Below are 23,652 nucleotides of genomic sequence, written 5' to 3'. Positions count from 1 at the left end.
TCTGCCCTTGCCCTTACTGACCCTTTCTTTCCTTTGGCGAGTGTTGGTCAAGGGCGAATCCCTTTCCGCAATCTCCTTCATTTTCCTTCAAAAGGCAGCTCGTGATTACTTTTCATAGATTTTTTGACGCTACCAAAGTGGTGCGGAGATCCATTCTGCCTCATCACCGGTTTACAGGGATTTCACAATTTGTTGCATTTAATATTGCAATTTAGTATTTCTATTCCGATAACTTCTCAATTTGTATTCTCTCGGCTCCATTTAACCAAATACGTTCCCCTACAGCTTTCAATCGATCAAAATGTGTATAATCAATTTTGGCAAATACATTAACAGGTTCATCCCCTCTATGGCTTCGTGTACGTTCTGCCCCATAATAAATAGCTATGATCTCAGAAACATCCGGTTCTTCGTCCATTAGCCAATCCCTCCAATAAACAACTTCACCAATGCTTGTTGATATGGTTTGATTTTCCCTTTTAGGATGCCCATTTGATGTAAATGGAAAGTTCAGTTCACGGCCCGACCACCGAGAATGCCTCACAATACTACTAAAAGGGAGAGCCTCCCAAATTTTTTCACAAGTTTTAGGAGCTTTGTCTTCCAGCAGTGTTGCAGGAAAACTTCCTCCATTCTCAAAGGTAATTAATATACGTCGCATGTTTCACCACCCAATTAATTTCTATTTGCTTGCCGATAATTTACTGTTGCCTGTTCATCCACATCTAACCCCTCAGGCTTAATAACAACTCCATACTGTTCTAAAGCAGCTTGGCGGTCGATATATCCGTCGATTACATCCTCAAGTACGCGACTCACTTCCCGTTCAAATGGGTGCCCAAAGCCGCCTCCCCCACCGGTTTTTACAACTACTTTACTTCCTTTCTTCAACGGTTTTGCATTGACTTTCAACACTTTTTCTTCTTTGCTACCGTCATAAATCGTCACCTCAGGCTTGGATGCCTCGCCACCTCCGAATAGTCCCCATGCTGGTGTGATTGATCTTTCAAACCAAAGGTATAAAAATGCTTCATCAGTAAGCACCTCATAACCACGGACAATACCTAAGCCTCCTCGATTCTTACCTGCCCCACCGGAATTTGAGCGGAATCCGTAAGTAGTCACCTTGAGTGGATATTTATCCTCAAGAACTTCTATTGGTAAATTTTTGAAATCACCATTCACGTTATTAATCAAACCTGATTGACCATCATTCTCAGCAAAACCACCCCATCCCCCGGCAGTTGCTTCTACATTTAAGAATGAAGAATTTCTTCGCGGATCCATACCGGCAAACGTGATGATCATGGAGTCTCCGTAATGGGCACCTGCGCTCTTTTCCTTAAGGGCTGGTGAAAGAGCTTTTACTATGAGATCAATCAAGAGACCTAAAGCAGAGTAATAAAAGACACATGCTGCAGGTTCTTCTGCACTGAAAATCGTTCTTTTTGGCACTACGACATTAAGGGTTTTAAAATTTCCTCCAGTTACAGGCGCATCTGGATTAATCAGCTCTTTAAATGCAACACGGCATGCCGATATCGTTTGGGCTAATCCACAGTTTGTCATTCCCTTTACCTGTTGGCTGGAACCTGTTAGATCAATAGTAATATTTTCTCCCTCGACCGTAATTGTAACCTTAACTTTTACTGGCTCATCAGATACACCGTCATTATCCAAATAACCTTCTGCTTCATATACTCCATCTGGAATTTGCGCAATCATTTCTCTATCTAAAAGTTCAGATTGCTTGAATATATCAGCAATACAACGTTTTACTGTTTCAAGACCAAACCTGCTGATAATTTCATGAAACCTTTTTTCTCCTGTACGACAAGCAGCAATCTGTGCATTAAGATCCCCTAATGCACTTTCACTGAAGCGACTGTTCGTGGTTATTAGATTAATAACGTCTTTTCGTGGTACTCCTGCATCATATATTTTAGTAGGAGGAATCCTAATGCCTTCCTGATAAATTTCCGTTGCATTCATTGAAAATCCAGGATCTTGGCCACCTACATCCAGCCAGTGGGCACGATTTGCTGTAAATCCAATCAATTCTCCATCGTAGAATACTGGTGAGATAACTGTAATATCATTTAGATGTGTACCTGTTAAATACGAATCATTCATGATATAAACATCACCAGGACGATAATTTTCAATACCTCCTATATATTGGGTAGTGATCTTAATACAATCATCTAAATTTCCAAGAAAGATTGGAAGCCCTGCTGATTGACCTAGCAGTTCAGCATTTCTATTGAAAATTCCGACACTACAATCTTTCATTTCATAAATAATGGGAGAAAAAGAGCTTCTCGCAAGACTCGCGTTCATTTCCTCAGCAGCTGAATATAATGCATTTCGAATAATTTCAGTTGTAATAGGATTTTCCAAAAACTGATTTGGTGCAACGTTAGTGTTCGTTTCCATCCTTATTCTCCTCCTTGGTTATTTCAAAGTTCCCTAACCGGTCGACTTCCACTCGGTAACCCTTAGGAATAACTATAGTTGTTCTTGGATCCTCTACAATAGCAGGACCATAAAAACTATGGCCATAATGTAAATGTTTAGATGCTATAACAGGTGTGTTTTGTTCTACACCATTCCAGATAACTTGTTTATGTGTTCTGGCAATTACATCTGTAACTCTTTTGGAAATACTTCGTTTTTCTACCTCGTTTTCTTTTTCAATCTTTCCATACCCAATGACACGGATGTTTACCGATTCCACCATTCCATCTGAATTACTATGTCCATAAATTTTTTCATGCATTTTGTGGAAAAGGGCAATAAGCTGGCTAAAAGATTCATCAGATTGAAAAGGAACGTTTACCGTATACTCCTGTCCCACATAGCGAAGGTCTATTGTACGTTGCAACAGCATATTCTCTTCTTTTACTTTTTGCTGTGCCAAGATCTTTTTCGTTTCTTCTTCCATTTCTTCATAAAGGGCATTCATTTTCACTTTGTCATCCTTATTTAATGTAGACACAAAGGTACGGACTGTATCATGTCTAATATCCGTCTGAAGCATACCCCATGCAGAAAATGTTCCTGCTACGGCTGGAACAATAATTTTCTTGATTCCTAAAAGCTCAGCTATTGATATAGCATGCATCGGACCTGCTCCTCCAAATGCGACAAGAGCAAAATCACGAGGATCAATTCCTTTTCTTACAGTAAGTGTACGAATTGCATCAGCCATTTTGGCGTTTACAATATCACAGATTCCCTCGGCCGTTTCAAGAACACCTAATCCCAAGCGATCTGCGATTTCTTTAATAGCTTTGTATGCTGCATCTCTGTCTAATTTCATATTTCCACCAAGAAATCCGTCTTCATCAAGGCGACCAAGAACAAGGTTTGCATCTGTTACCGTCGCTTGTGTGCCACCTTTTCCATAACATGCTGGCCCTGGATCTGAACCTGCGCTTTTCGGTCCTACCCGGAGTCCGCCTCCTTCGATCCAAGCAATAGATCCGCCCCCTGCCCCAATAGTGTGAATATTGACCATCGGTGTTAAAATTGGGAATCCTTCTAGGCTTGTTTCTGATGTAACATCAGGTTTACCATCAATGACGAGGCTTACATCAAAACTAGTCCCTCCCATATCTACACAGATTAAGTTTTTATAACCCGTCAGATTTCCGAGAGTGATACTTCCTACCGCACCGCCAACTGGCCCTGACAATAGAGTTTGAATCGGCATCTTTTTCGCAATCTCAGAAGTCATTACACCTCCATTAGATTTCATGATATATAAGTCGCCTTCTAAGCCATCCGACCTAGTTCTGACTTCTAAACTTGAAAGATAGTTTTCAACAATCGGCGCCACATAAGCATTGATTACTGTTGTGCTAGTACGCTCATACTCACGCCACTCACGTGCAACTTCATGGGATAGTGACACAGAGATATGAGGTGCCTTTTGCTTAATGACATTCTTTACTGTGATCTCATGCTCAGGATTTTTATAAGCATGTAATAAACTAACGGCAACAGAGTTAAATCCTTTTTCAATAATTTGATTGAGTACCTCGTTTAATTGATTTAAGTTGATACTTGTTTCTATTGAGCCGTCATATAATATCCGTTCTTCGACTTCAAATATATTACGGCGTTTTACTAAAGGTTCAGGTTTCCGGTATTTGATATTATACATTTCTGGACGATTTGCACGCCCAATTTCATAGATATCGCGGAATCCCTTAGTTACAATTAAGGCTACATTCGCTCCTTTACGCTCAAGAAAAGCATTTAGCCCTGCAGTTGTTCCATGGACAAAATATTCAATGTCCTTAAAATCAGTTACTAGGTTCTTCATCCCTTTCAATACTCCGTCAGCCAAATTTTTTGATGTAGTTAAGATTTTTTCGGTTTTATAGCTATCCTCTTTCTTATCATAGAGAACCAAATCAGTAAATGTACCACCTATATCGATTCCTAAACGATATCGCGTCACAAAATTCGCCCCTTTCTATGTTTTTACTTGTATTGTTCATTAATTTAAATTTATATATGGCAATGGCATATGCCGACATTGTTAAGGTTTTCGCGCTTATTATATTAATCAGGTGGCAAGTAACATTGTTAAACCTTTTATTGTCACTAAAAAATACCCTCAATTATCACTCTAAACTTGGATAATTTATTTTCAGCTTGTCGACTTTGGTCGACAAGCTGAAGTGGACAATCCTATGATTATCTACTTGTTCAAAGAAGTTAAGTACTAAATATCAATGTAAAATTTCCCCTTCCATTTCTTTTAAGAATAATGTAGCTATAAACGTAATAACCAAAAAGGTTGAGATAAAGGAAACCGTAGCTAAGAAACTAGTGTTTGCGGCCAACATCCCACCGATTACGCTCGGGGCAATGGCGTTGGCTACACGCTGAGCAGTGGCTCCTACAGAATAGCTGACACCTCGAACCTCGGTCGGATAAAGTTCAGCCATCCACGTGTCCCATACTCCCCATGCGCCTAAACTGAAGAAAGATAGAACAAAGTTCCAGATATACATTTCTGCCATAGTACTTGAGGATGCAAAGCCAAATCCTCCGATAGCAGCAAGGAGAACGAACGTAAACATGACTTTTTTACGTCCAAACTTGCCGGTTAAGTATGACGCCGTCATATAGCCAGGGAACATGAACAAGGCAGATAACGCCATAAAGCCCAATCCTTGCGGAGCACTCAAACCCTTTTTCGCCAAAAGCGCCGGCATCCATGAAGAAAGTGCCCAATATCCCCAAGAGAAACAAAAATTAATGATGATCTGCAAAGCAGTTGGACGCAGAAATTTGCCTCTAAAGATCTCAATGAAGGACCCTTCCTTTACGTCTTCCACGATAAGTTCAACATTGTCAAATTCGTTATCCATCTTGCCGGCGGAAAGCCTGCGAACAACTTCTTTAGCTTCTGTTTGGCGTCCTTTTCCAACTAGCCAATACGGAGATTCCGGAACCAAGGCTGCAACAACAAGGAACCACAAACCGGCAATCGAGCTGATTCCAATGATCCACCGCCATCCCATATCCATAAAGAGGTACGTAATACCTATCGCCAGCAAGAATCCCACAGGCCAACCGGAAGCTAGATAGACCGTTGCTTTCCCACGGGCTTTTACCGGCAACAATTCTTCAAAGTACGGGAATGTAGCGACCATCAGACCTGCGAGGCCAACTCCCGAGCAGAATCGCAACCACCAAAGCATGTCATAATTCACGGAAAAAGCGCTTAGAAGAGAGATGATTCCATACGAAATTAAGCTGTAAATCATCGCTTTTTTTCGGCCGAATTTATCAATCAGCTTACCCCAAGCGAGACATCCAGGGATCATTCCGAGAAAGATAGAACCGATCAAAGAGCCAATTTGTGCTCCATCCAGCTTGAACTCCGCACCTATCGAAGCACTTGCAAGAATAATGATCATCATTTCCCATGCTTCAATTGCAAAAGAGAAAAACAGGGCTAATCCCGCTTTCCAATGCTCACCTGTCACCGGCATCTTTTCAAATAGCTCCCCCACTTGTACGAGTGTTTTTGATGGCTTAGAACCATCTCTATCCGCATGCGATAAATAATTTGTGCTCATGTTGATCCTCCTTCTAATAGTGCTTTTTAAGTATTCATTAAAAAAGTTGCCAAGCTTTTAGTTCTTCATCCGGCGGTGACTGGTATCCATCCAACTTGCTATGACCCCATCCGAATTTTTTATTAATCTCTACTAAGAATTCCGCGTATTTCAACGGTGCTAAACTTGCATCAATTACAGGAATTTCCATTTCTTCTTGAACCTCACGGTAAAATCCGAACTCAATGGTGCAACCTAATATAATAACATTCGCTCCGTCTTTTTCTTTGGCTTCTCTGACCGCCTGTTTAATGCGTCTCATCGTTTCCGCATGATCTCTCTGAAAATCATGTACCCCCATGTCGAGAGATTTGAATGATGCCAACTTTTCCCCAAATCCGTATTTATGGACGTTTTCCTTCATCTCCGGAATCCACTTCCTGCGCCCGACAATGATGGAAATGCTCTCACCGAGAGTGGCTGCAATGTGCAAACTGGCCTCTGCAGGTGCGGTCACGATAGTCTTTCTCGTTACTTCCCTAGCAGCTCTTAAAATAGGATCATAAAAACACCCAATAATAGCTGCATCATACTTTTCATCTTCTGCCTTCTTCACCAATCTTAGAATTTCTGGCATAACCATGACCTCGTAGCAGTTGTACTCCAGATGAGTCGGCCCCGGTGCAGGTGACAAAGAAACAACATCGATGATCGTGTCCGGTTGTTTTACTTTCTCAAACTCACTCTTGAATGTCGCATCAAACAAATCCGTCGTAACAGGATTAATCCATAAGACTTTTTTCTCCATTTCGATTCCTCCGTTTTCTTAAGTTTAACAATCAAAATATTCCAAAAATTTTGATCGTTAGACAAATTATTACGTCATTAATTTAATAATTCCTTCTTAACTATAAAAATTTTGATAAAAAAACAATTAATTTTTATTTATTTGAATATAAAACCAAAAATTATGGTTATATTAAATTTTTTAATTTTTCAATCCGGATCTTCTCCGTTACGTTTAGGCAAATCCGCTCTCCACAGCTTCAAATTCTCTCTAACCAGTCAAAGTTGAGCGTTGACGCTCAACTAGCACCACGGGTTTTTTCCTTATATTTTTGTAGTTTCGAATAATTTAAAATCTTTCACTTCATGTACAGGTGGCGATTGATACCCTACCTTCTTACTATGTGTCCACGACAATTTTTGTTTAACTTCTACTAAAAACTCAGCATATTTAAATGGAGAAAGACTCGCATCAATTACAGGAACCCCTAATTCTTGCTGCAATGATTCAAAAAAACCAAACTCAGCTGTGCAACCTAGCACAATGACGTCTGCTCCATCTTTTTCAATCGCTTCATTCGCTGCTTTTCTAATTCTTCTCTTTGTTTCTTCATGATCTTTCTGGAAATCATGTACTCCAAGGTCAAGGGATTTAAACGACGCTAATTTATCTCCAAATCCGTATTTGTGAACATTTTCTTTCATTTCTGGAATCCACTTTTTTCTACCCACTAGAATAGAAAAGCTTTCTCCCAACGTGGTGGCAATGTGTAAAGCAGCTTCTGCAGGTGCGGTAACAACCATTTTTTCAGTAACTTCACGGCATGCTCTTAAAGCAGGATCATAAAAACACCCAATAATAGCTGCATCATACCCATCTTCTTCAGCCTTCTTCACCGTCCTAATTAATTCAGGAATAACCATAGCTTCATAGCAGTTATATTCCAAATGAATCGGTCCTTCTCCAGAGGCAAAAGAAACTATATCCACTACCGTATCTGGACTTTTATAGCGTTCGAATTGTGCCCTGAATTCTTCATCAAAGACCTCTGTGTGCAACGGGTTAATAAATAAAATTTTTTTTGTCAAAATGTTCACCCTCTCTTTCTTTTTTGTTTAATAATTTAGAATAATCAAACTACTCAACTGTTTATTATGATATTACCACAAAAATTTTGATATATCTATATTTTTTTTATAAAAAACAAAATATTTTTAATTATTTTAATTTCTATTCCGATAACTTTTCAATTTGTATTCTCTCGGCTCCATTTAACCAAATACGTTCCCCTACAGCTTTCAATCGATCAAAATGTTGTAAATTAGCACGTTATTTCGGAACAAAATGGCCATTTTTTTGCAAATTCAAACGGGTTTTTGCGCGTTAATCCAGCTAAAATCTGGAGTATTGTGCAAATTTCCTCCCTTCTATTTACAGAAAAACCGTTTGGTGGCTTGACACGGAGCCTCTGCGGACATGTTTTCTAGCGAAAGGGGCGAGCACTAGCCCTTGTTTCGCTAGGCAACTAGCCTAACATGTCCGCCACTCCATGTAAAGCCCGTGCTTCTGATTTTGTAAGTATATTCCAATCCGAAATAATTAGCTAATGTGCAAAACAAATAATTTGCAAATTTACAAAAATGTGTATAATCAATTTTGGCAAATACATGAACAGGTTCATCCCCTCTATGGCTTCGTGTACGTTCTGCCCCATAATAAATAGCTATGATCTCAGAAACATCCGGTTCTTCGTCCATTAACCAATCCCTCCAATAAACAATTTCACCAATGCTTGTTGATATGGTTTGATTTTCCCTTTTTGGATACCCATTTGATGTAAATGGAAAGTTCCGTTCACGACCCGACCACCGAGAATGCCTTACAATACTACTAAAAGGGAGTGACTCCCAAACTTTTTCACAAGTTTTAGGAGCTTTGTCTTCCAGCAGTGTTGCGGGGAAACTTCTCCCATTCTCAAAGATGATTAATATACGTTTCATGTTTCATCATCCGATCAATTTCTATTTGCTTGCCGATAATTTATTGTTGCCTGTTCATCCACATCTATAACCCCTCAGGCTTAATAACAACTCCATACTGTTGTGCTCGAATGGAGGGTACGCGATTTCGATTTCACTCAACACCCAAAAAATTCGCTCGATGTCAACGTATAGATGCAAAAACACTTATTTCATCGTCGGCTATTTATATTTCACTGACACGGACCAACGATAGCTGAAGCGACCTTGCGAGCATCATCGCCGGGCTTGTAGTGCAGCTGGTTTGGTCTTTTTACAAAAATGCAAGTGTTCCACGATATCACTGAAACAATTATCATAACTTCACAGCTTTCTAGAGAAGGTTTATAATTAATGAATGTATGCGCTGCTTGTACAGGATGCAGCTGGGCAATCGAAACTATATAAATGCAATTTGGAACTTTAACGTTTTCGTCTTTTATGGAGTAATCGGTATGTTTCGACTGTCGGGTGACCGAACAACACCGCTTCCAGACAAATGCATTTGTCTGTGAAGCGGTTGGTTGTTCGGTCCTCTGTCACGCGAAGGCGTGACGAAGGCCAGTCACAGACTTGCCTCCGACAGTCGAAAAAAATAGGGAGTCTACTTTTTCGTCAGCCATAAGTTAAATCTCCCCAGTTGTATTTATATATGTCGCACTAAATTATTACGAAAAGGATGGGAGGAAGATAGAGAGGATGTTCCAACAAATTTCACAGGAGCTAAAAATATTAAATGGCCGATTTTCTAACATCGAATCAGAAATCACCACGATCAAATCCGACGTAGTAACCCTCAAATCGTAATGGTAAACCTCGAAACACAGGCCCACAAACTCGATGATCGGTTTTCCAACCTCGAAATGCAGGTCCACACCACAAGCTCGATAGCCAGGTGGCAAATATTGAAACAAACATGGCGACAAAAGCGGATGTTGCCGATATCCCAGCTATTAAATGCATATGGTCATGTAATTCCGGATATCTTGAACACAATTCGGCATACGCACGAACATCAAACAGGTATTCAACTAACTCAAGATCCATGGATTAGAGCAACCTTGTTGATATGGATTTCGTCGTTATTAGCTACATGTTCAAATGTGTATACTTATGCACATGATTTTTTACTCTAGTTTTGCAACACCATCCAGAATGAGAAAAAGGATTCCATAAAAATCATATTCGTATCGAACAAATATTTCCAACCAATCCACATTCCTTTTGAACGGACATTATTATATGACGACAAAAGAAAAAGAAGATGCCTTTCACATCTTCTTTTTTACATTGCTATTTTACTGTATAGTCAAAACTTTTTCCTTTGCCCGATTTACCTTAAACGTAAGAGAAGTGCTAGAGACAATTCTTTCTATCGTACCATTTTTAATGTAGACAATTCGATCGGCTAATGCTTTGGCATCTGCTTGATCATGTGTAACAAAAATGGACGTAATACCCGTTTGCTTTAAAAGGACACGAAGCTCTCCTCTTATTTTTTCTTGTAAGCTTGCGTCTAAATTACTAAAAGGTTCGTCAAATATAAGTAACGATGGAGCTGGCGCTAACGCACGGGCTAAAGCAACACGTTGCTGTTGACCACCACTTAATTCATATGGATAACGGTTTTTAAAGTCTTTCAAATTGATAAGTTCTAGCATTTCTTCTAAACGAGCCAATTTCTCTGCTTTTTTCATATTTCTTAAACCGAACATAATGTTTTTCGCCACTGTCATATGTGGAAATAATGCGTAATCTTGGAATACCATTCCTACTCCACGTTTTTCAGGAGGCGTAAAGTGTGTATGTGATAATATCGTTTTCCCGTCAATCTTAATCGTTCCTGACTGAGGAATCTCTAATCCAGCAATTAATCGCAAAATGGTGCTTTTACCACTACCGCTATCACCAAGAATAGAAATGATCTCTCCTTTATCAATACTTAAGGAAAAATTTTTAATGGTTGGCGTTTTAGCATTTCGATATTGAAAAGTTAAATCTTCTATTTGAACATGCATATTAGTTTGCCTCCTTTTTTTCAAGCACACGATGGAAAATAAAAATGGCTGTCGCACTAATTAAGATAATGAGAAGCGATGCAATAGATGCTTCTTGCACACGCTCATCATTTGCGTATTTAAACGCTTGTGTAGCCAACGTCGCAAAATTAAACGGCTGTAAAAATAATGTCAAAGGCAATTCTTTTAAAATGTCAACAAAAACTAAAATAAACCCTGCAGCTATTGCATTTTTCATTAAAGGCAAATCAACCATAAAAAATGTGCGAATGGTGGAGGCTCCTAAAAGCCTTGAAGCTTCCGTAAAAGTATTTCCGATTTTCTCAAAGCCAGCTTCCACCGAGTTATATCCAATAGCCAAAAAGCGTATCACATAAGCCGAGATTAGCATGACTAAACTTGTTCTTAATACAATTCCAGTATCCCATTTTGCTAAAAATGTATCGATACTTATAAAGATCGTAATAATAGCAATTGCTATTGCCGCACCTGGTATCGAATACCCTAAAGTTGTTACTCGAGATACTAATTTTGTAAAAAGAGATTGGTGCATTCTTGTAAAATTAGCAATAATTAAAGCAATAGAAATAATAATAGTAGATGTAATAGATGCCACGAAAATCGAATTTTTCGCTAATTGGAAAAACGCTTGACTCCAAATAGTTTCATACGTCATAAATGCCCAATAAAGAAGCTGGGCTAACGGGACTAAGAATGCAATACTAAAGATAGCAAAGCTATATGCAAATAGTAGCCAACCTTTCCAGCCTTTTAATCGCTTTGGATGAATCGGCCTAACTTTTGTTGATGCATAGCTATATCTTTTTCTTCCTCTTAACATTTTCTCGAGGATTAGTACAACGATAACAATAAACATAAGGGTACCCGCTAGTTTTAAGGCTGAGTCAAGATCTTTCATCCCATACCAAGTACGGAAAATAGCGGTACTGAACGTTTGAATCCCGAAATAACTTACGACACCATAATCATTCAACACTTCTAACATGACTAATGTAACGCTTCCAACAATGGTAGCACGTGAAAGTGGGAGCGCTACCCTGAAAAAAGTAGAAGTTGGACTACTTCCAAGCAATATGGCGTTTTCAATGAGTGATGCAGATTGATATTGGAAAAAACTTTTTGTAATCGTATACACATATGGATATAAAAATAACGTAAAAATAAACACTGCACCTTGAGTCGACATAATATTAAAATAGGACTGATTTACTTGTATATCAAAAGTATTTCGTAAAGTCGTTTGAATAACTCCTGTATAATTTAAAAGCCCATGGTACGTATAAGCTCCAATATATGGTGGAATAGCTAATGGCAAAATTAACCCCCACCTGAAGAAGCCTCTTAGTGGGAATTCATACATTATGATGAGCCACGCTAAACTCGTTCCAATTAGTATAGTTAAAATAGCCGTAAATATAAGGATGGTAGCTGTGTTGTTTATATAATCTCTCATCAAATAAAACTTTATGTGCTCCCAATTTTCATTAGGCTCTGTAAAAAATTTAAAGCCAATTAATAAATTGGGGAATAAAATGACAGCGACAAAAACAAGACTTAAAATTGCCCAAATATTCAGATGCTGTTTTGCATGTCGGATTAATTGCAACGTTGACACTTCCTTTATTCCATGGACCGAGCATTTGTATACTTTCCTTACTATATTCCTAAATTTAAGTATAACGAACATCATTCTCAAAGTGTATAGTTTTTTATGGATCAAGCGTGTTGATTAACCAATTAAACCTAGCTGACATCGCTCTATTCCTAGCTCTGCCGTTGTCGGCAAATGAACCATTTGCCGACTGGGCATGCTGTACGCATGGCCTCCTCGAACAATGAATGCTTTGCGGGCAAATGTAATTTGCCCGCCGGCGCGTTCTTATTCAAGGGAAAAGGCAAAAAACTTGTGTTCAGCCGTATGATTGTATGTTTTTTAGCAAAATAATGGATAATCAACACTCGTGTTTATCGATGTTAGTCAAACATCAAATTATTTCCAACCTACTTGGTTAAAAATACGAATAGCTTGTTGTTGATTTTTACCTAATACTGTTAAATCAATATCTTGCTCTTTAAATTCTCCCCAAGATTTTAAAAGTTCAGATGGTTCAACGTTAGGATTTACAGGGTACTCATAGTTCACTGCTGCAAATTTACCTTGAGCTTGTTCACTTGTTAAGAATTCGATAAACTTGATTGCGTTTTCTACATTTTTTGCATACTTCGTTACAGCGGCAGCACTTACGTTAATATGTGTACCTGTTGTTTCTTGATTCGGGAAGAAAATCCCTACACTCTTCCCTACTTTTACTTCTTCCGGATCATTAGAGTTTAACATTAAACCGATGTAATACGTATTCATAATCGCCAAATCTGCTTCACCAGCAACTACCGCTTTTGCTTGGTCACGGTCATTTCCTTGTGGATCTCTCGCCATGTTGTTAACAATTCCTTGCGCCCACTCAGTCGCTTTTTCTTCACCCATTACTTCAATAAAAGAAGAAAGTAAAGAAATGTTATACATATTTTCAGATGAACGAACAACGATTTTACCTTTCCACTTATCATCTGTTAACGCTTCATACGTAGACAAATCAGAAGGATTTACACGATCTTTCGCATAAACAATGACACGAGCACGCTTTGTAATACCAAACCAGTAATTTTCATCATCACGATATTTATCTGGAATGTTATTGAAGATTGTTTCGCTTTCGATTGGTTGTAATAAGCCGCTTTCTTTTGCTACGTATAAATTACCAGCATCTGCTGTAATAAATACGTCCGCTTCTGTTGCTTCTCCTTCAATTTTTAGGCGCTCCATTAATTCGTCGCCTTTCCCTTCAACTACATTCACCTTAATACCCGTTTGTTTTTCAAATAATTTATATAGTTCTTGGTCTGTTTCATAAGCTCTACTTGTATAAACATTCACTACTCCCCCGTTTTTTTCCTTTTTCGCTTCTCCTTTTGAGCGATCTTCTTCTCCATTGCTAGAGGAGTTTGCACTTTCATTACTCGAAGCGCAACCTAATAACGTTGCAATAACCAATAAAAAGACAACACTTAAACTTAAAAGCCTTTTTGCCATCTTTCGCACCTCTTTTAATTTAGTAATGAAACTCGTTATCAATTGTAATTATAATGATAATCATTATCAAGTCAATGGCTTTTCATTAAAAAAATTATGAACAATTTATGACTTTTCTCCTAATATATAAATACAACTGGGAGGTTTAACTTATGGCGGACGAAAAAGTAGACTCCCTATTTTTTCGACTGACGGAGGCAAGTCACAGACTTGCCTCCGTCACGCCTTCGCGTGACAGAGGACCGACAGTCGAAACATACCGATTACTCCATAAAAGACGAAAACGTTAAAGTTCCAAATGGCATTTATATAGAAAATTATTATTCCCTATGTAAATTGAGGGGGGACACACGGCTGTGGATGATCCAAAATTAGGCACCTTTCTCCCATAAATTTAGGCATACTCAAACAAGGCAGCAGCCATCTCCGATTCCCAATCAAGAGGAAATTGCCCAAATAAAAAACGATGAATAAAAGAAATGAACGCGGCAAGAAGAAAAAAGTCAATGAGCGCTCGAAGCTTGAATGTTCGCGATGAATCTTGATAACCAACGGTTTCTGCGATTAAACGAATGTTTTCATCTGACACAATTTTTTTCAACAAATTTAGGAGTGTGATATGCTTGTTCATAAGAGCACCTCCTGAGTATATTGGTATGGTCACTTACATCTACAGGAAAGGTGCTCTTTTTTCTATGTTTCTTATGGATATTATTGGTTAATCAACACTCGTGTTCTATTAATTTTCTTACTATTTCGTATCGTCATCAACCGCTAATATTTTTTCATTATACCCCATCCCTACACTCGACAACTTAACACATATGCTGGTGGAACATTCAGCCAAACCTTTTTAATCTGTATTTCATTAAAATAGTTTTTGAAAAAGTTCATTTTTACTAAGGAATATTGGAAAGCAATAAATTGCCCGTCATTCTTCAATATCTCTTTCACATCGTTTAATATTGTTTCTGAAATATTGGAAGGTAAAGAAGCGAAAGGAATACCCGATACAATATAATCCACCTTTGAAATGTTATATTGCTCCATATATTTTTTTGCATGTTCCGCACCATCGTTTATTATTTTAACATTTTGTTTATATTTATATTGACTGAGCATTCCTTCATAAAATTCCTTATTATTCTCGAAAATTATTAACAAAGTGTCTTCTTTTTTTCTTTCAATAAGCTTTTCTGTAAAAACACCAGTTCCCGGACCGTATTCTACAATACATTCACATCTTTCAAAGTCTATATTTTCCACCATTTTTTCCGCCAGATATTTGCTGCTTGGACAAACTGCCCCAACAAACCGTGGACTTTTAGCAAATTCTATGAGAAACTTCACCATTGTTACACCAATCCTTGCCCTATAAATGTTTAAGATGATTTTAAATAAACTTGTTTAAGACACACTATATAAATACAACTGGGAGGTTTAACTTATGGCGGACGAAAAAGTAGACTCCCTATTTTTTCGAATGTCGGAGGCAAGTCACAGACTTGCCTTCGTCACGCCTTCGCGTGACAGAGGACCGAACAACCTACCGCTTCACACACAAATGTATTTGTCTAGAAGCGGTGTTGTTCGGTCACCCGACAGTCGAAACATACCGATTACTCCATAAAAGACGAAAACGTTAAAGTTCCAAATGGCATTTATATAGATAAAGTTTCGATTAAAAAACTTAACTAAAGTCATCTCTTTCTTGATCGATTGCCCCGTTTTTTCATTAATAATTCTCAACAAGCCATTGTTAAATTTCTACATCGTACTTGTGTATTTGCTTTTTATATTGTTCAATTCTTTCCTTGTTCAAGAGTGGTTGATTTTGCTGATTGTTCAGTTTCCAAATACTGGTTAAAATATTCAAAAACATACCGACACATGTTTGCAAGTTCTTCATTCTTAATTTTGTATCAGACTAATTTAAATCATCTTCTTTTTTCTTCAAGCAATATATCCCCCCTAGAAAACATCAATTTGTCCCTTTAGACTCTTAAACACTTTACATAATTGTACCATACAATCCAAATCTAGCATATAAGTTGACTACATGTAGTATCGCTCCTCCCATAAATAAAAAACGCCCGCTCATCGGACGTCGTAACTCACTGTACTCGTTTTGATTCTTCATCGATGCATAATTCGCCTTCTTGCAAAATTTTTTCTATGAGCGGGCATGCTGGCGATTTCCCGCCAAATCCTGCGTATAGCTAAACTTTGTATGGCGCTATTTTTTCATTACGATCTATCAGCTCTTTGATCACCCATTTGATTTTTCGAATGCGAAAACTTTCTATTTTGTCACTTCTTTTAAATTTTGAAATAGACTCGTTCGTTCTCCCACATTTTTCTCAATTTCCCCCCACAATTTTTCACCCACTTCTTCCTCAAACCTTGCACAACTTTATTTCGATTTTTGGAAAAAGAAAAAGGGAAGAACGGATGATTTCTCCCGTTTCTTTCCTCTTGTTTTTACCACTTGTTTATTCGATTTTTTTGATATATCAATGTTTTTCTCTCTATTCCTCTCCCCCTCTTTTCCAAATAAGGAGCGAGAGTATCCGATGTCTTTTTCCAGTAAAAATCATCCAAAATCCAACTTTATTTCTCTTTATGAACAGTTATTTTCCAAGTGGAACGAGTTTATTTGGTGCTTACATTTTTAACACTAGCCGTGAAACACACTCGACATGATTCGTATGCGGAAACATGTCGACCGGCTGGACTTCGCACGTTTTATAGCCGCCGTCTTCTAAAATGCGCAAGTCGCGGGCGAGGGTGGCTGGGTTGCACGATACGTAGACGATGCGCTTCGGTTTCATGGCGATCATCGTCTGTAATAGCGTTTCGTCACAGCCTTTGCGCGGTGGGTCGACGACGATGCAATCGGCTTTCACCCCTTGTTCATACCATCTCGGAAGGACCGCTTCCGCTTCGCCAACGGCAAATTCGACGTTTGTAATGCCGTTTAACGTCGCGTTTCGCTTTGCATCTTCAATCGCCTCCGGAACGACTTCGACCCCGTACACTTTCTTTGCTTTTTTCGCTAAAAAGAGCGAAATCGTCCCGATGCCACAATAGGCGTCAATGACCGTTTCCTCTCCTGTCAATTCGGCATATTCAAGCGCTTTTTCGTACAACACTTTCGTTTGTTCAGGGTTCACTTGATAAAACGAACGAGCGGAAATTGCAAAACGAATGTCGCCGATGTAGTCGTAAATATATTCCGATCCCCAAAGAACGCGCGTATCTTCCCCCATAATGACATTTGTTCGCTTCGGGTTAATATTTTGCACAATCGATTTTACATTTGGGATGCGATCAATAATCGCCTCAATAATTTTCTTTTTATGCGGCAACTCTTCCGTGCGCGTAATCAAAACGACCATTACCTCTTTCGTCGTTGCCCCATAGCGCGCCATAATGTGGCGAAGGACACCTTTATGCGTTTGTTCGTTGTACGCTGGGATGTTATATTGCTCGCAAATCGCTTTCACTGTCTGCACGACCGTATCGTTCATTTCCTGTTGGATCAAACACGCTTCCATATCGATAATGTCATGGCTGCGCTCTTTGTAAAAGCCGGCGATGAGTCCGCCTTCGCGCTCGCCAACCGGCACTTGCGCTTTATTACGGTACCGCCACGGATCACTCATGCCAAGAACAGGATGAACAGTGACATCCTCAATCTTTCCGATGCGCGCCAGCACTTCTTTCACATGTTTATACTTCGCTTTCAGCTGCCCTTCATAGCTAAGATGTTGCAGCTGGCAGCCGCCGCATTGTTTGTAAACGGGACACGGTGCGTCTACGCGATCCGGGCTCGGTTCATATAGTTCAATTAAACGCCCATAGCCATAACCTTTTTTCACTTTGATGACTTTAATTTTTGCTTTTTCCCTAGGCAGCCCGTTCGCCACGAAAATTGGAAAACCGTCAATTTTTGCCACGCCGGCGCCATCGTGCGTCAAATCTTCAAAAATGACATCATAGTATTCGTTTTTTGCAACTGGAGCTTCTACTTTTGCCATTGTTTCTACTTCCTTTTCGTGAAAATGCTGCATTGATTGTATCACACGATTGTGCGGAACACAAAAAGAGAACAGGACTTCCGCTTAAAATCCTGCTCTCATTTGTTCGGCTTTTTCTTTCGGAACAAACACTTCCAAATGCCGATATAAATTGACGAACTCGCCCGGTAGCACGCCCCCGTATTCACCGTCCAAATTGAGCTGCATATTGTTGGGAGCGGTTACTTTAATGCGGTTCGCTTTTGTATATATTAGATTCGGATCGTTAATATGCTCCCCTCTGGAAGCTAGTGTCACAATGCGAATAAATTCCGCCAAATTTGTTTTCTTTAAAATAATTAAATCAAACATGCCGTCATTAAGCGATGAATCAGGTGCCAGCTTTTCAAATCCGCCGACCGAGTTCGTAAGCGATACTAAAAACAGCATAATTTCGCCTTCATACACTTTCCCGTCATACTCAATTCGCGCTTCGGTCGCTTTAATCGACGGTAACATTTCAATTCCTTTTAAATAGTAAGCAAGCTGTCCAAGCATCGTTTTCAGTTTGCTTGGCACTTCATACGTCAACTCGGTTAGACGCCCGCCGCCGGCAATGTTAATAAAATAGCGCATCTTCCCTTCGTTCATCACGCTGCCAATATCAATCGGCACCGCTTCGCCTGTTGCAATCACTTCACACGCTCCTTCAATCGTGCGCGGCACCCCGATTGCCCGCGCAAAATCGTTCGTCGTGCCGACTGGAACGATGCCTAATTTCGGACGATACGCTTGATCGGCAAGCCCGTTTACGACTTCATGAATCGTTCCGTCTCCGCCAGCAGCAACAACAAGGTCAAATTGGCGTTCAACTGCCACTCGCGCCGCTTTTGTTGCATCTCCCGCCCCCGTTGTCGCATGGCAAGACGTTTCATATCCCGCCTGCTCTAGCTGAATGAGCACATCTGGTAAATGCTTCTTAAATAGTTCTCGTCCTGACGTTGGATTATAAATAATTCTTGCTCGTTTCATAGCCCCATCATCCTAATTTATGTTTTCAATCGATTCCACTATTTAACATAATACCGGAATCAATGTTTCGTTGCAATGATTTCGCCCCAAAAGATGAAAGGACTAGCGCTCCGCCAGTCCCTCTAGGATTACTCTTTTTCCACCGTTTGCGACGGTGCGCTTTGGATCGTTCCTTTTCCAGATAAGTTTTCGAGCAGCTGTTTGACATCAATGCCAGATGATGCTTTGAGCGATTCTTGCAATGTCGCCATTAAGTTTGTCGCATAGCCCGTTACGCGGTTGGCACCGCCGTTTGCGCTGTTGGAACCTGTATCGACAACCGTAATTTTATCAATATTCGCAAGTGGTGCAGCAACTTGTTTTGCATATTCAGGAAGCATTTTGATAATCATGTCGAGAATTGCTGCTTGACCATATTGTTCGAACGCTTCGGCGATTTTTTGCTTCGCTTCCGCTTCGGCCAACCCTTTTAGGCGGATAACTTCTGCTTCCGCTTCCCCTTTTGCCTTTTCCGCTTCGGCTTTGGCCAATCCGTCCATACGGATCTTTTCCGCTTCCGCTTTTGCCATTGCTTCGATGCGGTATTTTTGCGCATCCGCTTCGGCCATTTGCTTCGCTTTTTCCGCCGCTGCTGCTTGCTCAACCGCATAACGGTCGGCATCCGCTTTCTTCTTCACTTCTGAGTCATATTGGCGCTCGCGGCGCAAAATTTCTTTTTCTTCCAATTCGATTTGCTTTTGCCGCTCGATAATTTTAATTTGCATTTGCTGCTCGGTCACTTCTTGTTTCGCTTTCGCTTCTTCCAAATGATACGCTTGATCCGCGCGCGCTTTCGCGATATCTTGTTCGCGGCGGAATTCTGCCAGCTTCAACTGGTTGATTTTTTCCGCTTCGGCGATTTCCGTCAAGCGTTCCAATTCCGCTTTCCGTGCTTCTTTATCGGCTTCGGCTCGCTTAATACGCGTTTCTTTTTCTGCTTCTGCTGTGGCGATATCAGCGTCGCGTTTCACTTGGGCGATGCGTGGTTTTCCGAGCGCGTCCAAATAACCGTTTTTGTCGCGCACGTCTTTAATGGTAAACGAAACGATGACAAGCCCCATTTTCGCCAAATCGTGTGAGGCGACACGCTGCACTTCTTGCGAAAACTTGTCGCGGTTTTTATAAATTTCTTCGACCGTCATCGAGCCGAGAATTGAACGAAGATGCCCTTCTAACACTTCTTTCGCTTCATTTTCCATATCTTGGCGCGATTTCCCTAAAAACTGCTCGGCCGCTGTCGCAATTTCGCCGATCGAGCTGCCGACTTTAATGATCGCGACACCGTCCGCCATGACCGGAACGCCTTGTTCCGTGTACACTTCTGGCGTTTGCACATCTAGCTTAATAGATAGTAAGCTGAGCGGCTCGGCTTGTTGGAAAATCGGCAAGACAAATGTCCCGCCGCCACGGACAATTTTAATTTTGTTTCCGGATTCATCGACGTGCACATTTTTGCTGCCGAGATAGCTTCCCGTCACAATAAGCGCTTCATCCGGCCCGACAGTGCGATAGCGCAACATAAAAATCGCAATCAATCCAAGAAGCAATAAGACCACGACCCCAACAACGATTAAAATCGGCATTAAACATCTCCTCCATTAAATATGATATGGATCGTGCTTCGCCACAGTGGCGACGCCGTTTTCCATTTCGATAATGATTACTTCTGTTCCTGCCGCAATTTCCTCGTTTTTCAAGCTTTTCGCCGGTTTCGCAATCGCCCCGCTTGTGCGCTCGATCAAAATTTCGCCAAACCCGTCCGCCGGAACAGTAACGATCACTTTCGCAAGGCTTCCTTCCAAATCCGCCTCTGAATAATTGAGCGACGCCTCAGCTGAACGGAGCGGAATGAACACAAAAAAGTGCAAAAGCAAGACGACGATAAAGGCGATTCCCGCACTTACAAGGCCGATTACGGTTGATGGCATGCCGGTATATTTTTCAAATAAATATCCTGCCGCACTCCAGACGGTGAAAAACGAGAAAATGAGCTGCGGGCTGAAAAAAGGGTGGTCGGGCACATCAAAAATCCCGTCTAATATATCGCTCAACAAAATATAAACAAATGTCAAACTGCCGCTCACAATGAGCACAAATAAATAAACGGTTTCGATCGGATATCCGAACATCTTCTCACTTCCTTTTTGCCCGGGTTCATCTATGTATACGAACGATTCAAAAAAGAGTTTCATATTTTTCTTTATTTTGATAAAAATCCCTTCCTCTTCATTTTAATAAGTTTTCACTTATTTTTCATCAAAATTTGCTATGATTTTTATAGAAATTTCGCCGGAGAAAGAAGGGAGAACAGGTGAAACTACTATTAGCGGAAGACGATTTATATTTAGGAGAATTGATCGTTCATATGTTAAAGAAAAAAGGGGCCGATAAAATCGATTGGGTGCAAGAAGGGGAAGATGCGTACGAATATGCGCTTGCTTCCTTTTACGATGTTATCATTTTAGATTGGATGTTGCCGAACGGAGATGGGGTCGAAATTTGCAAACGTCTGCGCCAAAAAGGCTATTCCGGGGCGATTTTAATGTTGACGGCGAAAGATGCGGTGCAAGACCGCGTTCAAGGGCTTGAGGCCGGAGCCGATGATTATCTCGTCAAGCCGTTTGAAATCGATGAGCTTGTCGCACGGTTAAAAGCGTTGTCCCGCCGCACGTTTGTGCCGATCCAAGAAGAAATCGTCCGCTTTAAAGATTTTGTCTTAAATCGAACGAGCCATACGCTCCATCGTGGCGATCAGGAAATTTTCCTCACACCACGCGAATTTCAGCTTCTTGATTTGCTTTTGCAAAATAAAGGGCGCGTCTTGACGCGGGAAACGCTTCTTGACCGTATTTGGGGATATGATGCGGACGTTTCGATGAAAACGATTGATGCCACTGTTAAGCTGCTGCGGAAAAAGCTTGATGAGGACGTCATTCAGACTGTACGCGGGGTGGGGTATAAAATTGAAGAATAAATTTATGACATTTTTGCTAAAAAACAAACAAGATATGTTTCGCCTCACTCAACTTCGATTAACGGCGCTGTACAGCGGAATGATGATGATTTTTTTAACGGTCTTTATTATGATCGTTTACTCTCTCCTTTATATTATTATTACAAACGATCAAGAACGGCGAATTAACAGTCTGGCCGATCAAGAAAGGAAAGCGATCGAAGATATTTTAGTTCAACAAACCTTTCCTAATTTTATTGACAATCAAAATGTCATTTTTTTAAGCGAAGATCAGTTTTTTTTCTATGTGGTTAATCCAAGGAGAGAGCTCATCATGGGAGATGAGGTGAACAGAGGGGTAAGACCGGCACTTTTGGCCGCGCTGCAAGAGTGGACACCGGATGAAAAAGAGCTGAAATATATTGATATCAGCCTGCCATCCCGCCAGCATGAGTTTTCGCGGTTCCGTTCGCTTGATTTAAGGATTTTAGCCGCTGCCCGGCCCATTATCGTCCATAACCAGTTTGTCGGCGTGTTGTATGTCGGAATGGACACGACCACTTTTTCTCGTCTGTTTAAATGGTTGTGGATGGTGCTGATTGGGCTCGCCGTCTTGTTTATCGGCGTGGCCGTTTTGTTAAGCCACTTTATGTCCAAACGGGCGCTCGTCCCGATACAGGAAGCGTATAACCGCCAGCGCGAATTTGTTGCCAACGCTTCACATGAGCTAAGAACGCCGTTAAGCGTCATTTTTTCATCCGTCGAAGCATTGGAAATGGACGATGAGTTAAAAACGAGCGAATTTAGCCAAAAAGTGCTGCACCGGTTGCGCGATGAAGTGAAACGCATGACAAAGCTGATTAACGATTTATTGACGTTAGCGCGTTCCGATTCCGAGCACGCGTTTCTCGAAATCGTAAAAGAACCGTTCGATTTCCGGCCTCATGCCGAACGGACGATCCAACTATTGCAAGAGCTGGCCGACAAAAAAGACATTCACTTGTATTTCGCTAGCCCTGAATCCATCGTCGGTCGCGGCGATGCCGATAAATTAACGCAGCTTTTATATATTTTGCTAGACAATGCGATTAAGTACACACCAAATGGCGGCCACGTATCGCTTTCTCTCCGTGTCGAACTTTACAAACAGCAGCGCATTTTAGTTATTTCGGTGAAAGACACCGGCATCGGCATTTCGCAGGAAGAAATCGGCCGCATTTTCGACCGCTTCTATCGCGCCGATAAAGCGCGAACGCGCCAGCACGGCGGCCACGGACTCGGATTATCGATCGCCAAATGGATCGTCGATGCCCATCAAGGCACGATCCACGTTCAAAGCGAAGTCGGCAAAGGAACGGAGTTTATCGTGAGAATTCCTTTTTAAAGGGGCTTTTCGATTGCGAAAAGCTCTTTTTTTGACCAAAAAAATTTTTTTATCTCCTTCTCTTTTTCACCTAATTTTCTCTTTTCTTTTCTACAATACAACATGTAGACAAGCCGGTAGCGTCAAAAAATCTATGAAAAATGCCTGTGAGCTACCTTTTGAAGGAAAATGAAGGAGATTGCGGAAAGGGATTCGCCCTTGACCAACACT

Annotated in this window: 18 protein-coding genes; 2 read left to right on the top strand and 16 right to left on the bottom strand. The window is 40.5% G+C overall.

Features of this window, described 5'->3' with window-relative positions:
* Positions 1 to 220: 220 nt before the first annotated feature.
* The 16 genes from HNQ34_RS16050 to HNQ34_RS15975 form a co-directional block, all read right to left on the bottom strand.
* Positions 221 to 661, bottom strand: a complete 441-nt coding sequence (locus HNQ34_RS16050) for a DUF3830 family protein (RefSeq protein ID WP_183256362.1) — start codon at positions 659 to 661, stop codon at positions 221 to 223.
* Positions 662 to 675: 14 nt separating this feature from the next.
* On the bottom strand, positions 676 to 2,436 hold the full coding sequence (locus HNQ34_RS16045; RefSeq protein ID WP_183256361.1) for a hydantoinase B/oxoprolinase family protein: 1,761 nt from the start codon (positions 2,434 to 2,436) through the stop codon (positions 676 to 678).
* Complete coding sequence (locus tag HNQ34_RS16040; protein WP_183256360.1) at positions 2,420 to 4,468, bottom strand: hydantoinase/oxoprolinase family protein; 2,049 nt, start codon at positions 4,466 to 4,468, stop codon at positions 2,420 to 2,422. The genes HNQ34_RS16045 and HNQ34_RS16040 overlap by 17 nt, the downstream gene beginning before the upstream one ends.
* Before the next feature lie 274 nt (positions 4,469 to 4,742).
* A complete protein-coding gene (locus tag HNQ34_RS16035; protein WP_183256359.1) occupies positions 4,743 to 6,101 on the bottom strand; it encodes an MFS transporter in 1,359 nt (452 codons plus the stop codon).
* A 37-nt stretch (positions 6,102 to 6,138) separates the two neighbouring features.
* A complete protein-coding gene (locus HNQ34_RS16030; RefSeq protein ID WP_183256358.1) occupies positions 6,139 to 6,888 on the bottom strand; it encodes an aspartate/glutamate racemase family protein in 750 nt (249 codons plus the stop codon).
* Between the two features lie 302 nt (positions 6,889 to 7,190).
* A complete protein-coding gene (locus HNQ34_RS16025; RefSeq protein ID WP_183256357.1) occupies positions 7,191 to 7,955 on the bottom strand; it encodes an aspartate/glutamate racemase family protein in 765 nt (254 codons plus the stop codon).
* A gap of 429 nt (positions 7,956 to 8,384) precedes the next feature.
* Positions 8,385 to 8,867, bottom strand: coding sequence for a DUF3830 family protein (locus HNQ34_RS16020; protein WP_183256356.1), 483 nt, complete (start codon positions 8,865 to 8,867; stop codon positions 8,385 to 8,387).
* 1,316 nt (positions 8,868 to 10,183) lie between these two features.
* Entirely contained in the window at positions 10,184 to 10,903 is a 720-nt protein-coding gene (locus HNQ34_RS16015; RefSeq protein ID WP_183256355.1) for an ABC transporter ATP-binding protein, read from the bottom strand.
* A 1-nt stretch (position 10,904) separates the two neighbouring features.
* Positions 10,905 to 12,521 (bottom strand): ABC transporter permease, encoded by a 1,617-nt coding sequence (locus HNQ34_RS16010; protein WP_409978384.1) that lies wholly within the window; start codon positions 12,519 to 12,521, stop codon positions 10,905 to 10,907.
* A gap of 393 nt (positions 12,522 to 12,914) precedes the next feature.
* Positions 12,915 to 14,015, bottom strand: coding sequence for a Fe(3+) ABC transporter substrate-binding protein (locus HNQ34_RS16005; protein ID WP_183256354.1), 1,101 nt, complete (start codon positions 14,013 to 14,015; stop codon positions 12,915 to 12,917).
* Between the two features lie 394 nt (positions 14,016 to 14,409).
* The gene (locus tag HNQ34_RS17970) at positions 14,410 to 14,646 is read right to left on the bottom strand and encodes a hypothetical protein (protein WP_409978385.1); all 237 of its coding nucleotides are present in this window, start codon (positions 14,644 to 14,646) and stop codon (positions 14,410 to 14,412) included.
* A gap of 170 nt (positions 14,647 to 14,816) precedes the next feature.
* A complete protein-coding gene (locus HNQ34_RS15995) occupies positions 14,817 to 15,368 on the bottom strand; it encodes a class I SAM-dependent methyltransferase (protein ID WP_183256353.1) in 552 nt (183 codons plus the stop codon).
* A 1,310-nt stretch (positions 15,369 to 16,678) separates the two neighbouring features.
* Positions 16,679 to 18,055 carry a 23S rRNA (uracil(1939)-C(5))-methyltransferase RlmD gene (gene rlmD, locus HNQ34_RS15990; protein ID WP_183256352.1) on the bottom strand — a complete coding sequence of 459 codons (1,377 nt, stop codon included), beginning with the start codon at positions 18,053 to 18,055 and terminating at the stop codon, positions 16,679 to 16,681.
* An 84-nt stretch (positions 18,056 to 18,139) separates the two neighbouring features.
* Complete coding sequence (locus tag HNQ34_RS15985; RefSeq protein ID WP_183256351.1) at positions 18,140 to 19,066, bottom strand: diacylglycerol kinase; 927 nt, start codon at positions 19,064 to 19,066, stop codon at positions 18,140 to 18,142.
* A 128-nt stretch (positions 19,067 to 19,194) separates the two neighbouring features.
* Positions 19,195 to 20,688: a flotillin family protein gene (locus HNQ34_RS15980; protein WP_183256350.1), complete on the bottom strand. Its 1,494-nt coding sequence runs from the start codon at positions 20,686 to 20,688 to the stop codon at positions 19,195 to 19,197.
* Positions 20,689 to 20,703: 15 nt separating this feature from the next.
* The gene (locus HNQ34_RS15975; protein ID WP_183256349.1) at positions 20,704 to 21,234 is read right to left on the bottom strand and encodes an NfeD family protein; all 531 of its coding nucleotides are present in this window, start codon (positions 21,232 to 21,234) and stop codon (positions 20,704 to 20,706) included.
* A 182-nt stretch (positions 21,235 to 21,416) separates the two neighbouring features.
* Here HNQ34_RS15975 and HNQ34_RS15970 point away from each other — a divergent pair, with 182 nt between their 5' ends.
* Complete coding sequence (locus HNQ34_RS15970; RefSeq protein ID WP_183256348.1) at positions 21,417 to 22,079, top strand: response regulator transcription factor; 663 nt, start codon at positions 21,417 to 21,419, stop codon at positions 22,077 to 22,079.
* Positions 22,069 to 23,442 (top strand): sensor histidine kinase, encoded by a 1,374-nt coding sequence (locus HNQ34_RS15965; protein ID WP_246364279.1) that lies wholly within the window; start codon positions 22,069 to 22,071, stop codon positions 23,440 to 23,442. Before HNQ34_RS15970 ends, HNQ34_RS15965 begins: the two co-directional genes overlap by 11 nt.
* Positions 23,443 to 23,652: the final 210 nt, after the last annotated feature.

The sequence above is a fragment of the Anoxybacteroides tepidamans genome (genome assembly GCF_014201465.1).
Classification (GTDB): domain Bacteria; phylum Bacillota; class Bacilli; order Bacillales; family Anoxybacillaceae; genus Anoxybacteroides; species Anoxybacteroides tepidamans.
The sequence above is the reverse complement of the archived record's forward strand: the minus strand, read 5'-3'. Positions and strand labels throughout refer to the sequence as shown.

Bases quoted from the DNA above. Each gene is read 5' to 3' on its own strand.
- HNQ34_RS16015 (WP_183256355.1), bottom strand. From the start codon at position 10,903: ATGCATGTTCAAATAGAAGATTTAACTTTTCAATATCGAAATGCTAAA.
- rlmD (WP_183256352.1), bottom strand. From the start codon at position 18,055: ATGGCAAAAGTAGAAGCTCCAGTTGCAAAAAACGAATACTATGATGTC.
- HNQ34_RS16045 (WP_183256361.1), bottom strand. From the start codon at position 2,436: ATGGAAACGAACACTAACGTTGCACCAAATCAGTTTTTGGAAAATCCT.
- HNQ34_RS16035 (WP_183256359.1), bottom strand. From the start codon at position 6,101: ATGAGCACAAATTATTTATCGCATGCGGATAGAGATGGTTCTAAGCCA.
- HNQ34_RS16005 (WP_183256354.1), bottom strand. From the start codon at position 14,015: ATGGCAAAAAGGCTTTTAAGTTTAAGTGTTGTCTTTTTATTGGTTATT.
- HNQ34_RS16030 (WP_183256358.1), bottom strand. From the start codon at position 6,888: ATGGAGAAAAAAGTCTTATGGATTAATCCTGTTACGACGGATTTGTTT.
- HNQ34_RS15975 (WP_183256349.1), bottom strand. From the start codon at position 21,234: ATGTTCGGATATCCGATCGAAACCGTTTATTTATTTGTGCTCATTGTG.
- HNQ34_RS15985 (WP_183256351.1), bottom strand. From the start codon at position 19,066: ATGAAACGAGCAAGAATTATTTATAATCCAACGTCAGGACGAGAACTA.
- HNQ34_RS17970 (WP_409978385.1), bottom strand. From the start codon at position 14,646: ATGAACAAGCATATCACACTCCTAAATTTGTTGAAAAAAATTGTGTCA.
- HNQ34_RS15995 (WP_183256353.1), bottom strand. From the start codon at position 15,368: ATGGTGAAGTTTCTCATAGAATTTGCTAAAAGTCCACGGTTTGTTGGG.
- HNQ34_RS16050 (WP_183256362.1), bottom strand. From the start codon at position 661: ATGCGACGTATATTAATTACCTTTGAGAATGGAGGAAGTTTTCCTGCA.
- HNQ34_RS15980 (WP_183256350.1), bottom strand. From the start codon at position 20,688: ATGCCGATTTTAATCGTTGTTGGGGTCGTGGTCTTATTGCTTCTTGGA.
- HNQ34_RS16020 (WP_183256356.1), bottom strand. From the start codon at position 8,867: ATGAAACGTATATTAATCATCTTTGAGAATGGGAGAAGTTTCCCCGCA.